This window comes from Anaeromyxobacter oryzae (assembly GCF_023169945.1).
Classification (GTDB): Bacteria; Myxococcota; Myxococcia; order Myxococcales; family Anaeromyxobacteraceae; genus Anaeromyxobacter; species Anaeromyxobacter oryzae.
The window spans coordinates 1,891,585-1,906,470 of sequence record NZ_AP025591.1 but is presented as its reverse complement, the minus strand read 5'-3'; the positions used below and the strand labels follow the sequence as shown (position 1 = coordinate 1,906,470).

Sequence of the window (14,886 nt, the reverse complement as noted above, 5' to 3'; positions counted from 1 at the left end):
GATGCGCGGGGTGCGAGCGGAGCGGAGGGCGGCGCGCGGAGCGCCACGCGCGCGCGCGTTCGCGGCGTGGCTCCTCGTGGTCGGCGGGCTCCTCGTGACGTGGCCGTTCGTGCGCGTGCCGGCGCTCCCGCTGGTCCACGCCTGGGTCCATCTGCTCGGCGCCTGGGTCGTCGTCATCTTCGCCCTCGTGGCCCTCTCGCTCGCGCTCGGCCGACGCGCGAAGGACCGCGACGATGGCTGAGCTCGCGCTACCCGCCGCGATCGTGACCGCATACGTGGCGCTCCTCGTCGCCGTCGCGGTCTGGGCGGAGCGGCAGGAGGCGCGCGGCCGCGCGGTGGCGTCGAACGGGATCATCTACTCGCTCTCGCTCGCGGTCTACGCGACGACCTGGACGTTCTACGGCAGCGTCGGGCTCGCCGCGCGCGAGGGGCTCCTGTGGCTCACCGTGTACCTCGGCCCGACGCTCTGCGCCGCGACGTGGTGGTGGGTGCTCCGGCCGCTCATCCGGCTCAAGGAGCGGCACCGGGTGACCGGCCTCGCCGATCTCCTCGCGCTCCGCTACGAGAAGTCGCAGCCGCTCGCGCTCCTCGCGACCGTCGTGGTGGTCGCCGGGCTCGTCCCGTACCTCGCCCTCCAGCTCAAGACGATGATCGCGACGCTCGCGATCGTGTCCGGCGCGGCGGGGCCGGGAGGGGTCGACCCCGCGGCGGGCCGCCACCTCGGACCTCCGCTCGTCGTCGTGATGCTGCTCTTCACCATCGCGTTCGGGCTCCGGCGCGTCCGGCCCGCGGAGCGCCACCCCGGGCTCGTCGTGGCGCTCGCGGTGGAGAGCGTGGTGAAGCTCGTGGCGTTCGTCGCGGCGGGCGCGTTCGTCACGTACGGCCTCTTCCACGGCTTCCGCGACGTCTTCCAGCGCGCGGTCGCGGTCCCGGCCGCCGTGCCCGACCTGCTCGGGGGCGAGGGGGTCCTGGCCTGGCTCTCGCGTCTGCTCCTCTCCGCCTTCGCGATCCTCCTCCTCCCGCGCCAGTTCCACGTCGCGGTCGTGGAGAACGCGGACGTCCGCCACCTCCGCACCGCGATGTGGCTCTTCCCGGTCTTCCTGTTCGCCATCAACCTCTTCGTGCTCCCGGTCGCCCTCGGCGGGCTCGTCCTCGGCCACCCGGCCGCGCAGGCGGACACGTTCGTGCTCCAGCTCCCCCTCGACGCGGGGCGGCCGGTGCTCTCCTGGCTCGTCTTCCTCGGCGGCTTCTCGGCGGGGACCGGCATGGTCGTCGTCGAGACGATCGCGCTCGCGACGATGATCTCGAACCAGGTGGTCATCCCGGCGGCGGATCGCATCACCGCGCTCGGCGCGCTGCGCCGGCACGTGCTGCCCGCACGCTGGGCCGCCGCGGCGCTCGTCCTCGTCGCCGCCTTCGCGTACGAGCGGCTGTTCGGTCAGGGGTATTCGCTCTCGTCCATCGGGTTCATCTCGTTCGCGGCGGTCCTGCAGCTCGCGCCGGCGCTCCTCGGCGGGCTCGTCTGGCGGGGCGCGAGCCGCGTCGGCGCGCACGCGGGGCTCGCGACGGGGTTCGTGACGTGGGCGTACGTGCTGGTCGCCCCGGTCCTCGCCCACGCCGGCTGGCTCCCCGCCTCGCTGCTCACGCACGGTCCGTTCGGGATCGAGGCGCTGCGGCCCGAGGGGCTCTTCGACGTCCACCTCGACACGCTCTCGCACGCGGTGCTCTGGACGATGCTCCTCAACGTGGGCGCGTTCATCGGCGGATCCCTCCTGTTCCCGCCCGGCAGGGAGGAGGACGCCCGCGTCGACCGGCTGCTCGCGCCGGTCGTGACGACCGCCGCGCCCGCGGAGTGGGCGCCGCCCCTCGTGACCGTCCGCGAGAAGCGCGCGCGCGCGGCGGCGCTCCTCGCGCGGTACCACGGCGAGGCGCTCGGGGCGGAGCTCGCCGACGCGTGCCTCGCCAAGGTCGGGGCCGACCCGGACGGCGCGCTCTCGGCGCTGCAGCTCGCGGAGCTGCAGGGCGAGGTGGAGACGACGCTCGCCGCCGCCATCGGCTCGGCGGCGGCGTACGCCGCGCTCCGCCGCGAGCCCCTCGTCGCGCCCGACGAGGCGCGCGCGGTCTCGGCCGCCTACGCGGACATCCTCGCCGAGCTGCACGTCACGCCCGCGGAGCTGCAGCGGAAGATCGACTACCACCTCGAGCGGGAGCGGCTCTTGCTCCGCGACGCCGCGAACCAGCGGTTCCTCGCGGGGGTGAGCGGGCTCCTCGCGGCATCCCTCGATCTCGAGGCGACCGCCCGGACGGCGGTCCGCCTCCCGGTCCCGCACCTCGCGGACGCGGCGGTCCTCTGGCTCGCGCCGGAGGGCACGCGGCCGGCGCGGGCCTGGCTCGCGCACGCGGACGCGGCCCTCGAGCGCGCGGGCGGGGCCGTGCTCTGCGCCGGGGCGCCGGCGATCGGGGAGGGGACGGCGGTGGCCCGGGCGCTCGCCTCGCGCCGGCCGGTGGTCGAGGAGGGCGCGCCCCGGGGCGGCTGGTCGGCGGCCCTCGTCGCGGTCCTCCCGAAGGGAGGCTCGGTGACGCTGCCCCTTCACTCGGCGCGCGGCGCGGTCGGAGCGCTCGTGCTGCTCGCGAGCGACGCGCGCCGCCTCCGGCCGGCGGAGGGGCTCGCGCTCGCGGAGGAGCTCGCGCGCCGGGTCGCGCTGGCCCTCGAGAACGCGCGGCTGTACCACCATGCGGAGGAGGCGGTCCGCGCGCGCGACGAGTTCCTCGCGGTGGCCTCGCACGAGCTCAAGACGCCGCTCACGCCGCTCCGGATCAAGATCCAGGCCCTCGAGCGCCTCGTGGCGCGCGGCGATCTCGGGCGCGTGCCCCACGACAAGCTGCTGCAGCTGTTCGGCGGCGCCGAGGGTCAGGTGCTCCGGCTCGTCGGGCTGGTCGACGATCTCCTCGACGTCACCCGCCTCACCTCGAAGCGGCTGCGCCTCCGCCCGGAGCCAATGGATCTCGCCCGCGCGGTGCGCGACGTCGTGGAGCGCCACGCGACGGAGGCGCGCGCGTCCGGGTGCGTGGTCGTGGTGGCCGCCTCGAGCCCGGTGCAGGGTGCCTGGGATCGCCTCCGCATCGAGCAGGTGGTGACGAACCTCCTCACGAACGCGTTCAAGTACGCGCCCGGCGCGCGGGTGGCCCTCGCGGTGGAGGGCGACGACGTGCGGGCGCGGGTCGTGGTCCGCGACGACGGCCCCGGGATCGCGCCGTCGGATCAGGAGCGGATCTTCCGCCCGTTCGAGCGCGCCGCGCGCTACCTCGAGGTGAGCGGGTTCGGGCTCGGGCTCTTCATCGTCCGGCAGATCGTCGAGGCGCACGGCGGCGAGGTGCGCCTCGAGAGCGCGCCGGGGCGCGGCACGTCCTTCGAGGTGGAGCTGCCCCGGCGACCGCTCCGCGTGTCCGAGGAGGAGGGCACGGCCAGGACGGCCCCGCCCGCGCAGCCGATGCCGCAGGGCGGGGCGCCGGGGCTGGAGCGGGACGCCTGAACGGCAGATCGTGATTCGCGATCGCGATCTCACGGGGGCTGCGCCCTGATGATTCACCACAAGTCCGTCGAGGACCGGTGCCTCACGCCCGGACGGGCTCCGCCGGCGGACGTGGAGGAGGGCAGAGAAGAAGGGGGACGGCCGAGGCGGGTCCGCGCGGTGGAAACGTCGACCGCGCGGATCGGCCTGCAAGAAACCCGTGCTGCATCGCCGCGAGGTCGCGGCAGGAGCGCGGCGGTCGCGAGCGCTTTCGGGGGAACCCAACGGATCGCATCGCGGATCGCATCGCGCGATTGACGCGTTCTCGGCTACCGCGCGGATCGCGGCGGCGCTCGTGCGAGAAGGCTGCTCTCGCAGCGCGCCGCGTGCGTGTGGCGGCGCGTTCGACGTCCGAACCTCGGCGCGAGGCGCGGCGCCACTTCTCGCGCCGGCACCGCCATTCCGTGCGTTTCCGGAGCGTGAGAATTCGCGTGCGACGATGCATGCATGAACGCACGCGACTCCTCGGCCCGCCTCTCCGATCTCCTCCGACGCGAGCACCACGCGATGGCGGAGTTCCTCGTCGCCCTTGCGCACTTCGATGAAAAGCAGGTCTGGCTGGAGCTCGGCTATCCGAGCCTCTTCACGTACCTGCACCGGGAGCTCGGGCTCTCGAAGAGCGCGGCCTTCTACCGGAAGACCGCCGCCGAGCTCATCCAGCGCTTCCCCGAGATCGTCGGGCCGCTCGAGCACGGTCGACTCTGCCTCTCGACGGTCGGCGAGCTCGCGCAGGTGCTCACGCCGGAGAACCGGAACGAGGTGATCCCCCGGTTCTTCCACCTCTCCAAGCAGGAGGCGCGGGCGGTCGTCGCGGAGCTGAAGCCGGTGGAGCGTCCCCCGCAGCGGGAGATCGTGACGACCGTTCGGGCCGCAGCCGCGGCGGCAACGCCAGCTCGCGCCCCAGAACCCGCCGCAGCGCTGGAGCTCTGCGCTTTGGCGCCCGCGTGTGTCGTCGCGCCCGGTTCGCCAGCTGAACTCCTCGATGCCAACGTGCCCGCACGCAACGTGAACGCCCCGATCTTCCGGGCTGACCAGCCGACCTTCGAGCCGCTCACCGCCGAGCTCCGCCGGATGCACGTCACCGTCACGAAGCGGTTCGAGGCGAAGGTCACCGCAGCGAAGGATGCCCTCTCGCACACGCACCCCGGGGCAAGCACCGAGGAGGTCCTCGAGGCCGCCCTCGATCTGCTGCTCGACCGGGCCGCGAAGCGGAAGGGCCTGGTCCAGAAGCCGCGGCGCGAGAAGCGCCCGTCGAAGCGGGACCACCTCCCGGCGGAGGTGAAGCGAGCGGTGTGGGTGCGCGACGGCGGCTGCTGCCAGTGGGCGCTCGAAGCTGGCGGCATCTGCGGTTCCCGCCACCGCCTCCAGTACGACCACATCCATCCGAAGGCCCTGGGCGGTCCGTCGACGATCGAGAACGTTCGCCTCCTCTGCGGTCGCCACAACTTGCTCTCCGCGCGGAGGATCTTCGGGGACGCCTGGATGGAGCGGTTCGCGCCCGCCCGGAAAGCCACGGCGGCGGAGGGACGCCGACGCGAGGACGCCGATGGCGACCGTCATGACGCCCGCGACGGTGACGGCTCCACGGGTGCGCACTCCGAAGTTCTCGCCGCCTCGTCGTGACCCGGTCCACCAGGACCGTCGAGCCCGGAGCGCGCCCCGGAACCCTCGGGCCCCAGCCAGATCGCCATCGTTGCGACGCAGGCTTCTTGCGGGCCGATCCACGCGGCGACGTCTCGTCCGCGCGGCGCCGCTCCGGCCGTCCCCCTTCTTCTCAGCCCAATGCCGCCCCTACTACCGATGACGCGACGCCCGCGCGGACGCGGTCGCGAATCCGTCCGTCCCCGATGTGATGAATCCTGAGGCGCTGCGCCCCCACCCCTGCTGCGCGGGGCCCTGCGCCGTGCTCGCCGCTTCGCGGCTGCGCGCGGCTGCCCCGCGGCGAGGGGCTGCGCCCCTCCCCCGCTGCGCGGGGCCGCACCTGTTCGCGAATCGCGCTCGGCCCGCCGTCTAGAAGCTCACCTTCGGCAGGTGCGCGAGCGACTCCTTCACCTTCTCCGCGGGGTACTCGAAGTCCTCGAGCTGGCCCGAGAAGTACGCGTCGTACGCCGCCATGTCGACGTGGCCGTGGCCGGAGAGGTTGAAGAGGATCGTCCGCTCCTTCCCCTCCTCCTTCGCCCGGAGCGCCTCGTCGATGGCGCCGCGGATCGCGTGCGACGACTCGGGCGCCGGGATGATCGCCTCGGTGCGCGCGAACTGGACCGCCGCCTCGAAGCAGGCGAGCTGGCCGACCGCGCGCGCCTCCACGAGCCCGGCGTGCACCAGCTGGGAGACGAGCGGCGACGCGCCGTGGTAGCGCAGCCCGCCCGCGTGGATGCCCGGCGGCATGAAGTCGTGGCCGAGCGTGTACATGCGGACGATGGGCGCCATCTTGCCGGTGTCGCCGTAGTCGAACGCGTAGACGCCCTTCGTGAGCGTCGGGCACGAGGTCGGCTCGACCGCGAGCACCCGGACGGCCTTCCCGGCCGCCTTGTCCGCCAGGAACGGGAAGGCGATGCCCGCGAAGTTGGAGCCGCCGCCGTGGCAGCCGATCACGACGTCCGGGTAGTCGCCCGCGAGCTTGAGCTGCTCCTTCGCCTCGAGGCCGATCACCGTCTGGTGCGTGCAGACGTGATTCAGGACGCTGCCGAGCGCGTACCGCGTGTCCTCGTGCGTGGCCGCGTCCTCGACGGCCTCGGAGATGGCGATGCCGAGCGAACCCTGGTTCGCGGGATCCTTCGCGAGGATCGCGCGGCCCGCGTTCGTCCGGTCCGACGGGGAGGCGATGACCTCGGCGCCCCAGAGCTGCATCATGCTCTTCCGGTACGGCTTCTGCGTGAAGGAGACCTTCACCATGTAGACGGTGCACTCGAGGCCGAACATCTTGGCCGCGAGCGCCATCGAGGAGCCCCACTGCCCGGCTCCGGTCTCGGTGGCGATCCGCTTCGTGCCGGCGATCTTGTTGTAGTAGGCCTGCGGGATCGCCGTGTTCGGCTTGTGCGAGCCGGCCGGGGAGACGCCCTCGTACTTGTAGTAGATCTTCGCCGGCGTCCCGAGCGCCTTCTCCAGGCGGTGGGCGCGGAAGAGCGGCGACGGGCGCCAGATCCGGTAGATCTCGCGGACCTCGTCCGGGATCTTGATCCACCGCTCCTGGGAGACCTCCTGCTCGATGAGGCCCATCGGGAAGAGCGGCAGGAGATCGTTCGGCGTGACCGGCTGGTTCGTCCCCGGGTGGATCACCGGCGCGAGCGCGCCCGGCATGTCGGGGATGATGTTGTACCAGTGGGTCGGGATCTGGTTCTCGCCGAGGAGGTACTTGGTCTGCATCGTGGGCCCCGCACCACCCGCCACCGGCGGGTGGGCTGCAAGTCGTGAGCCCGCGATGAGAACCGAGGACGCCCGCGCGCGTCAAGCCGCCCCGCGCGACCACGCGCTCGGTGGGCCGGCCGTCAGCGCCGCCGGGTCGCGACGATGACCACGCCCGCCACCACGAGGGCGAGCGCGGCGAGGGCGCGGGGCGGGATCGCCTCGCCCGCGAGGGCGCCGAGCCCGACCGCGACGGCGGGGTTCACGTACGCGTAGCTCGTCGCGAGGGCCGGCCGGACGTGCCGGAGCAGCCACACGTACGCGCTGAACGCGACGAGCGAGCCGAACACGATCAGGTAGACCCACGCGAGCGTCGGCCGGAGCGCGGGGGCGGCGCCGATCCGCTCGCCGCGGACGAGCGCCGCGGCGAGGATCACCGCGCCGCCGCAGAGCTGCTCCGCCGCGCTCGCCATGAGCCCCTCGGGCAGGGGGAGCCGCCTCGACACGATCGACCCGCTCGCCCAGCACCACGTCGAGAGCACGAGGAGCGCCGCGCCGGCGGGGCTGCCGCGCAGCTCGCCCCCGGCCTGCAGCACGACCACGCCGGCGATGCCCACCGCGATGCCGATCCACTCGCGGGCCGTGGGCCGCTGCCCGGAGATCGCCGCCGCGATCGCCGTCCAGAGCGGCACGGACGCGACGACGATCGCGGCGACGCTCGACGACACCTGGACCTCGGCGGTCGAGACGAGGGCGTTCGCGCCGACCAGGAGCGGCCCCACGATCGCGGCCGCCCCCCAGCCCCGCGGGGAAGGCCGCGGCGCGCCGCGGAGCCGCAGCGCCGTGTAGAGGACCGCGCCCGCGACGACGAAGCGGCTCCCCGCCATGAGGAGGGGCGGGAAGCCCTCGAGCGCGACGCGGATGCCGAGGTAGGTGGACCCCCAGATGACGTACAGCGCGCCGAGGGCGAGGACGATCGCGGTGGTCTTCGGAGCGGCGGTGGTCTTCGGAGCGGGGGTGGACGCGGAGGGAGCGGGGGTGGACGCGGGCGGCATGGGGTCGGGAGGTGGCGGCGCCGGACGCCTCGGGCGGCAGGCCGCAGGAGCTGGCGTCGTTCGCAGGATTCCTCCCTCTCCCCCTGCGCAGCGAAGCGGAGCGGGGGGAGAGGGCCGGGGTGAGGGGGGCCGCCGGGGGACGGGCCACGGGCCACGGGCCACGGGAGGCGGGACACGGGCACGAGAGCCCGGGCACGTTCACGGGCACGGGCACGTGGGCGTGGCCGTGGAGGATGCGGGTCCGATCAGCTCATCACCTCGCCCCCATCCACGTGGATCGCCTGCCCGGTCACCGCCGCGTTGCGCACGAGGAACACCGCCGCCTCCGCCACCTCCTCGGGCAGCGCCGCGCGGCCGAGCGGGTTCGAGCGCAGGATCGTCGCGCGCGCCTCCGCCTCCGACCTCCCCGTGGCCCGGGCGATGGCCTCGACGGCCTCGTCGAGCATCTGCGTCTCCGTCCAGCTCGGGCAGATCGCGTTCACGGTGACGCCCTTCTTCGCGGCCTCGAGCGCGAGGCTACGCGTGAAGCCGATGAGCCCGTGCTTCGCGGCGGAGTACGCCGACCCGTGCTTCAGGCCGATCTTCCCTGCGACGGACGCGACGTTCACGATGCGCCCGAAGCCGCGCTCGTACATCGCGGGGAGGCACGCCCGCGTGAGGAGCATGGGGCCGGTGAGGTCCACCGCGAGGATCGCGTCCCAGGTCGCGTCGTCCATCTTGTGCACCGGCATCGACGCGTGGGTGCCGGCGTTGTTCACCAGGATGTCGACGGGACCGAGCTCCTCCGCCACGAGGCCCGGCGCGCGCGCGACCGCTGCGCGATCGGAGACGTCGAGCGGCAAGAAGAGCGTGCGCCGGCCGAGCCTGGCCACCTCCGCCGCGACCGCCTCGATCTCGGGGACGGAGCGCGCCGCGACCGCCACGTGCGCCCCCGCCCTCGCCAGCGCGAGCGCGATGGCGCGACCGATGCCGCGTCCGCCGCCCGTCACGAGTGCCACCCGTCCTTCGACCGCGTCCATGATGTCTCCTCGTCGTGCGAAGGAGTGAGAGAGAACGCGGCGACGATAGCGACGCGCCGGTGCGGTCGCAATTGGACCGTCGGCGCGGCACGCGGCTGCACCGGGGGAGACGCGCGCCGCGTCGGCTCGACGAGGTCGCGAGGGCGTGTCAATCCTGCGCCGCGCTGGTCGCCAGGACGAGCCCTTGCCGCAGCGGCGGCGAGGGGCGGCCGTCCAGCGGGCGTGGCTTCGCCTGAGATCTCGGCGCCTTGAGCGGCACTCGGTCGCCGTCCACCGCGACGCGCCGTGCTCCCACGCCGACCCCGTCCCGGCGTCATGGTGCACGTCCGGTGCGCACCGGACGGGACGTGGTGGCAGGAAAGGGCGTAAATTGAGGTCTGTTCGCCGGGCACGCAGCGCACGGCCGCGAGGGCGGCTTTCGAGGAGCGGTGATGGATCACGAGAGGAGAGCGCATCCCCGCTTCCCCCTCATCCTCGCGGTCCAGTACCTCGGCGCGGAGAGCGTCCTCGACTATACCGAGAACCTCTCCGCCGGCGGCCTCTTCATCCGCACGGAGCGCGAGTTCGCGCTCGGGGATCGGGCGACGCTGGTCGTCTCGTTCCCGCAGCTGCTCGAGCCGGTGGAGCTGACGGTCGAGATCGTCCGGGTGCGCGAGCCGTCCGCCGATCACCCGGGCGGCGTGGCGGTGCGCGTCCCCGCCGACCTCGCCGCGGACCGGACCAAGCTCGTGGAGGTCGCCCGCCGCGTCGCCGGCGCTCGCCGGCCGGACCCCTCGTTCCGGATCCTGCTCGTCGAGGACAACGCGCTCGTCGCCTCGATGTACGCCGCCGCGCTCCGCCGCCTGTCGGAGACCGACAACCTCCCGGACCTCGGGATCGAGGTCGCGAGCGACGGCGCGAGCGCGTTCGACCGCCTGCTCGGGGCGCCCCCGGTCGACGCGGTCGTCACGGACGTGTTCATGCCCGTCCTCTCCGGGATCTCGATGATCGAGAAGATCCGGGCGGAGCCCGCGCTCGCTCACCTTCCCGTCGTCGTGATCACGTCCGGCGGCGACAAGGAGCGCGAGCGGCTCGGCGCCCTCGGCGTCGCGCACTTCCTCCGCAAGCCGGTGAGCTACCAGGATCTCGCGAACACCATCCGCGCGCTTCGCGCCGGTCGCGGCGTGGGGGCGAGCGCTCCCTCCGCCGGGGAGACCCGCGGGGAGGAATTGCCGAATGGGACCGGAGTGGCTAAAGATCGGGCAGACGCGAAACCGGCCTCCCGCCGGTAGTTCCGGGGAACGAGTCGCCCCCGGGGACGCGAATCGAGGGTCCGCCCGCCGCGCGGACCCTTTTCGTTCGTCGAGCGTCTTCCTCCAGCTCAGCTCGCCGAAGCCGGCTCTGCGTCGCGTGACGTTGACGTGTGGTGAACGGCGTCGGACACACGACCTCCCCCCCCCTGACCCCGACCTGCGCCCGTGATTGCCGGCCGTGCCGCAGCGAGATACCTTTCCCCGCCGCGAACCCGCACCGCCGGAGAGCCCAAATGCCCCAGGTCGCCGCCCACATCACCGGCACCGTCACACGGATCGAGAAGAAGCCCGGCGACGCCGTGAAGCCGGGTGACGTGATCGTGATCCTCGAGTCGATGAAGATGGAGATGCCGGTCGAGGCGGAGGCGGGCGGGACCGTGAAGGAGATCCGCGTGAAGGAGGGACAGCCGGTGTCCGAGGGTGACGTCCTCGTGGTCCTCGGATGAGCGCGGTCAGGAGCTCACCGCGGATCCGCGCGGAGGACCGCGATACCGTCCGCGTCCTCGTCATCGACAACGTCGCGAAGCGGAACGCGCTCGACTTCCAGGCGCTCGAGGAGCTCGAGGCCGCCTGCGAGCAGGCGGCGGCGGACCGCGTGCGATGCCTCGTGCTGCGCGGCGCGGGCGATGACGCGTTCTCCTCGGGCTTCGATCTCGCCGAGATGGGACTCACCTCGCCGCGCGGGCTCCGGCCCGACGAGGCGGTCGAGCGCGCGTCGGACGTGCTCGCCGCGGTGCCGTGCCCGACGCTCGCGTTCCTGAACGGCTCGGCGTTCGGCGGCGGCCTCGAGCTCGCCGCGACGTGCGATCTGCGGGTCGCGCGGGCGGGCGCGGCGCTCGGGATGCCGCCCGCGAAGCTGGGCGTCGTCTACCCGGAGGGCGGCCTCCGCCGGTTCCTCGGCCTCGTCGGCGCGGCGCGGACGCGAGAGCTGTTCTTCGTGGGCCGGCCCGTCGACGCGGACACCGCGCTCGCGTGGGGGCTCGTGAACCGGGTCGCGCCCGCGGCGGAGGCGGAGCGGGAGGCGCTCGCGCTAGCCGCCGAGATCGGCGCGAACGCGCCGCTGGCCGTCCAGGGCATGAAGCGGATCCTCGACCTGCTCGAGGCGACGCACGAGCGCGGCCTCTCCGGCGAGGAGCGCGCCGAGATCGCCGGCCTCCGGCGGCGCGCGTTCGAGAGCGAGGACATCCTCGAGGGGCGGCGCGCGCGCGAGGAGCGGCGGGCGCCGCGCTTCAGCGGACGGTGACGCGCTACGGCGGGGCGGCCGCGGTCGGCGCGGGCGGCGCCGGCGCGGGCCGGGTGGCGAGCCCGACGGCGACCCCGGCGGCGATCCCGAGCAGCAGCCCGACGAGCCCGGCCACGAGCGCCGGCGCGAGCGCGCGGCGCGCGCGAGGAGCGGCGGCGGGGGCCGGAATGGTGCGGGGGGCCGGAGCCGGCGCGGCGCGCGCGACGACGGGGGCGGCCGCCGCGGGGACGGCCCGGACGGGCGCCGGAGCGGCGGCGTCTCCCGGGAGCGGCGGCGGCGCGCCCGCGGCGTGCGCCGCGTCCTCGTCCGGGAGCACCGCCAGGTCGTAGTCGCCGATCTCCACCAGGTCGCCCTCGCGGAGCCGCCGCCGTCCCGCGATCTTCTCGCCGTTCACGCGCGTGCCGGTGAGGCTGCCGAGGTCCTCGACGAACACCGCCCCGCTCGAGCGGACGAACCGCGCGTGGCGCCGGGACACGTCGCGATCGAGCAGGCGGAAGGAGACGCCGTCCGCCGCGCGGCCGACGACGATCTCGTCGCGCGTGAACGGCACGACGGAGCGCGTCCCGGCCTCGTCCTCGATGACGAGCTTCATCCCGTCCTCATGGCCGGCCCTTGTCCCGGCCCTTCGGCTCCGGCGCCTTCTCCTTCGGCCGCGCCTCCGTCCGCGCGAGCGTCCGGGAGAACTCGGTCCCGTCCTTCTCCGGCAGCACGACGAACTGATCGAGGTCGTACCCGACGAGCGTGAGGTCGATGCGGTGCCGCTCGTCCATGCGGACCTTCGAGATCGTCACCGGCGTCGCGCCGATGACGCGCTCGTCCACGCGGACCTCCGCGCCGGCGGGGACGCTCCGCACCGTGAAGCTCCCGAGCGCGGTCTGCAGGCGCGCGTGGACCCGGCGGACCATCTTCCCCGGCACCGGCTCGACCGCGACCGCGGCGCCGCGGAGGCCGGCTCCCTCGAGCGCCACGTCGTGCCGCGTCGACAGGATCACGTCCTCGAGCACCGCCGGCGTCACCTGGCCGGTGGGCGTGCCGTCGAGCGACACCGCCGCGCCCGGCGGCTCCGACGTCACCACGAGCACGCCGGGCCGGAGCCACGTCTCGCCGTAGTGCAGCCCCGCCGCGCCGGCCGCGGCGACGAGGAGCCCGACGAGGAGCGCCGTGCGCACCCGCACGCCCTCGAGGACGACCGTGCGCGGGCGGCTCGGGCGTCGCGGCGCCGGGCGCGGCGTCTCGAGCGACGATCCATCGGTCGATCCCGCGGCCAGGTGGGGCTCGAACAGCGCGTCCGCGCTCTCCGTCGCGAACGCCGGCGCCGACTGCGCGCTGAGCCGCTCGTACTCCGCCTTGGCCTGCTTCTCGGCGAGGTTCGCGAGCACCTTCATGATGAGCGGATCGTGCGCGCGCGCCGCCCGCTGCCGGACGATCTTCTCGGAGAAGACCTGCTGCATCTGCTTCCCGAGCAGGTCCTGGATCGAGGACTGCGGGGTCGGGAAGAGCACGTCCACGAGCGCATCGGCGAACGAGCGCGCGTCGGGGTAGCGGTCGTCGGGGTCGTACGCGAGCGCCTTCGCGACGATCCCGTCGAGGTCCCTCGGCAGCCGAGGGTCGACGGACGTCGGCGGGACCACCCGCGCCTTGCGCGACTGGACGAGCGACTCGACGTCGGTCGCCTTCGGGAAGGGCTTCTGCTTCGTGAGCAGCTCGTAGAGGATGATGCCCGCGGCGAAGATGTCGACGCGGTGGTCCCACTTGCGCTCGAGGGAGGCCTGCTCGGGCGCGACGTACCCGAGCTTCCCCATCAGCATGCCCTCCTTGTAGTTGGAGAGCCCGGTGGCCGCGCGCGCGATCCCGAAGTCGAGGAGCTTCATCTCGCCCTCCCACGACACGAGGGCGTTGTCGGGAGAGACGTCGCAGTGGACGATCTGGAGCGGGCGCCCCTGGGAGTCCGTCTTCTTGTGCGCGTAGTCGAGGCCGGTGAGCAGCTGCAGGACCATGAAGATGGCCTGCTCCGGAGAGATCGCCTGCCCGGCGCGCGTGAACGCCTGCATCATCTCCTTCAAGGAGACGCCGTTCACGAGCTCCATCGAGATGAAGTAGGTCCCGTCGATCCGCCCGCACTCGTACACCTGCGCGATGTTCGAGTGCGTGAGCTGGACGGTGAGCTTGGCCTCGTTCACGAGCATCTTGATGAAGCCCTGATCCTGCGCCCGGGCGGGCAGGATCCGCTTCACCACGAGCTCCTTCTCGAACCCGCCCGCGCCGGGGACGCGGGCGCGGTAGATCTCCGCCATCCCTCCCATCGCGAGCCGCTGCAGGAGGAAGAACTTCCCGAAGAGATGGGGCTTGAACTCGGAGGCGGGGGCTGCTTCGGCCACGGCGGGATGTTAGCCCGGCCCCGCTCGGGGCCACAAGGCGCGTGGACCCTGTCCCCGGGTCACCTCGCGCGGCCGCCCTTGTTGCTGTTGCCTCTCCCGCGCGGCTCGCCCTCCACGCCCGGGACCGCGCCGGGCTCCGGTCGACCCACCGCGCGACCGTGCGCGCCGGGCGCCGCCGCCGGGCCGCCGGCCTGCCGGGCGTGGTTCACGTGGTCGGGGCTCTCGCCGAAGTGATCCACGACGTCGGCGAGGGGCTCGCCGCGCGCGATCCGGCCCCGCGCCTCGTCGAGGAAGGGCCCCGGCGCGTCGCCACCCTCGCGGCGGTACGCCTCGTACAGCGCTGCGATCTCGCCGGGGGGCAGCGGCGGTCGCTTCGCGAGGGCGACGGCGAGCGGGGTCGCGTCCGCCACTGGCACGCCGCGCCGCGCGAGCTCTCCGAGCGTCCGCGCCGCCGCGACGGCCGCATCGGCCCGTCCGCCCGCGGCGCGCGCCGCGTCGACGAGCGCGAGCACGGTCTCCGGCGACACGCCGGCGGCCATCGCGTCCGCGAGGTCGGCGAGCGCCGCGATCCGCAGGTCGGGGCCGATCGCGAGGCCCGACTCCGCCGCGCGATCGAGCAGCGCGCCGGCGCGGCCGAGCCGGTCCGCGAGCGCGCCGGCGACCGCGAGCACGCGCTCCGCCGGCACTCCCTTCGCGAGGCCCTCGAGCACCTTCGCGGCGACCGGACCCGACGGCACGCCGGCGCGGGCCGCGGACGCGACGGGCGCGAGGGCGGCGGCCGGATCGACGCCGCGCGCCTCCGCCCGCGCCGCGACGTCGCGCGCCAGGACCACGGGGACGCCCGCCTCGACCGCCGCGTCGACGGGCGTCGGCTCCGGGCGCGCCTCGGCGTCGGGCGCGACGAGGAAGGCGGCGAGGAGCAGCGCGTTCAGCATCGGGGTCCAGGGGGTGAGCCGGAGGGCCGGCCTCGTCATCCCGGACG

The 14,886-nt window shown here is 74.2% G+C and carries 12 protein-coding genes; 6 read left to right on the top strand and 6 right to left on the bottom strand.

Features of this window, described 5'->3' with window-relative positions:
• Position 1: 1 nt before the first annotated feature.
• The 3 genes from AMOR_RS08340 to AMOR_RS08330 all read left to right on the top strand — a co-directional run bounded on the left by AMOR_RS08340 (position 2) and on the right by AMOR_RS08330 (position 5,195).
• Positions 2 to 241, top strand: coding sequence for a hypothetical protein (locus AMOR_RS08340; RefSeq protein WP_248360347.1), 240 nt, complete (start codon positions 2 to 4; stop codon positions 239 to 241).
• Positions 234 to 3,533, top strand: a complete 3,300-nt coding sequence (locus AMOR_RS08335) for an ATP-binding protein (protein ID WP_248360346.1) — start codon at positions 234 to 236, stop codon at positions 3,531 to 3,533. The genes AMOR_RS08340 and AMOR_RS08335 overlap by 8 nt, the downstream gene beginning before the upstream one ends.
• 486 nt (positions 3,534 to 4,019) lie before the next feature.
• On the top strand, positions 4,020 to 5,195 hold the full coding sequence (locus tag AMOR_RS08330; protein ID WP_248360345.1) for an HNH endonuclease: 1,176 nt from the start codon (positions 4,020 to 4,022) through the stop codon (positions 5,193 to 5,195).
• Positions 5,196 to 5,582: 387 nt separating this feature from the next.
• Here the strand turns inward: AMOR_RS08330 and AMOR_RS08325 are convergent, their stop codons facing one another.
• From AMOR_RS08325 to AMOR_RS08315, 3 genes are all read right to left on the bottom strand, one after another.
• The gene (locus AMOR_RS08325; protein WP_248360344.1) at positions 5,583 to 6,938 is read right to left on the bottom strand and encodes a TrpB-like pyridoxal phosphate-dependent enzyme; all 1,356 of its coding nucleotides are present in this window, start codon (positions 6,936 to 6,938) and stop codon (positions 5,583 to 5,585) included.
• 122 nt (positions 6,939 to 7,060) lie between these two features.
• Positions 7,061 to 7,972 carry a drug/metabolite exporter YedA gene (gene yedA / locus AMOR_RS08320; protein WP_263009841.1) on the bottom strand — a complete coding sequence of 304 codons (912 nt, stop codon included), beginning with the start codon at positions 7,970 to 7,972 and terminating at the stop codon, positions 7,061 to 7,063.
• Positions 7,973 to 8,217: 245 nt separating this feature from the next.
• Positions 8,218 to 8,991: an SDR family NAD(P)-dependent oxidoreductase gene (locus AMOR_RS08315; protein ID WP_248360343.1), complete on the bottom strand. Its 774-nt coding sequence runs from the start codon at positions 8,989 to 8,991 to the stop codon at positions 8,218 to 8,220.
• Between the two features lie 431 nt (positions 8,992 to 9,422).
• On the opposite strand from AMOR_RS08315, the gene AMOR_RS08310 reads away from it, so the two are divergent.
• The 3 genes from AMOR_RS08310 to AMOR_RS08300 all read left to right on the top strand — a co-directional run bounded on the left by AMOR_RS08310 (position 9,423) and on the right by AMOR_RS08300 (position 11,526).
• Positions 9,423 to 10,262 (top strand): response regulator, encoded by an 840-nt coding sequence (locus AMOR_RS08310; RefSeq protein ID WP_248360342.1) that lies wholly within the window; start codon positions 9,423 to 9,425, stop codon positions 10,260 to 10,262.
• Between the two features lie 254 nt (positions 10,263 to 10,516).
• Positions 10,517 to 10,729, top strand: coding sequence for a biotin/lipoyl-binding carrier protein (locus tag AMOR_RS08305; RefSeq protein WP_248360341.1), 213 nt, complete (start codon positions 10,517 to 10,519; stop codon positions 10,727 to 10,729).
• A complete protein-coding gene (locus AMOR_RS08300; RefSeq protein WP_248360340.1) occupies positions 10,726 to 11,526 on the top strand; it encodes an enoyl-CoA hydratase-related protein in 801 nt (266 codons plus the stop codon). The genes AMOR_RS08305 and AMOR_RS08300 overlap by 4 nt, the downstream gene beginning before the upstream one ends.
• A 4-nt stretch (positions 11,527 to 11,530) precedes the next feature.
• Here AMOR_RS08300 and AMOR_RS08295 read toward each other — a convergent pair whose 3' ends face one another.
• From AMOR_RS08295 to AMOR_RS08285, 3 genes are read right to left on the bottom strand one after another with little or no spacing between them, the layout of a single operon-like run.
• Entirely contained in the window at positions 11,531 to 12,118 is a 588-nt protein-coding gene (locus tag AMOR_RS08295) for an FHA domain-containing protein (protein WP_248360339.1), read from the bottom strand.
• Between the two features lie 7 nt (positions 12,119 to 12,125).
• The gene (locus AMOR_RS08290; RefSeq protein WP_248360338.1) at positions 12,126 to 13,904 is read right to left on the bottom strand and encodes a serine/threonine-protein kinase; all 1,779 of its coding nucleotides are present in this window, start codon (positions 13,902 to 13,904) and stop codon (positions 12,126 to 12,128) included.
• 59 nt (positions 13,905 to 13,963) lie between these two features.
• Complete coding sequence (locus AMOR_RS08285; RefSeq protein ID WP_248360337.1) at positions 13,964 to 14,878, bottom strand: hypothetical protein; 915 nt, start codon at positions 14,876 to 14,878, stop codon at positions 13,964 to 13,966.
• Positions 14,879 to 14,886 lie beyond the last annotated feature (8 nt).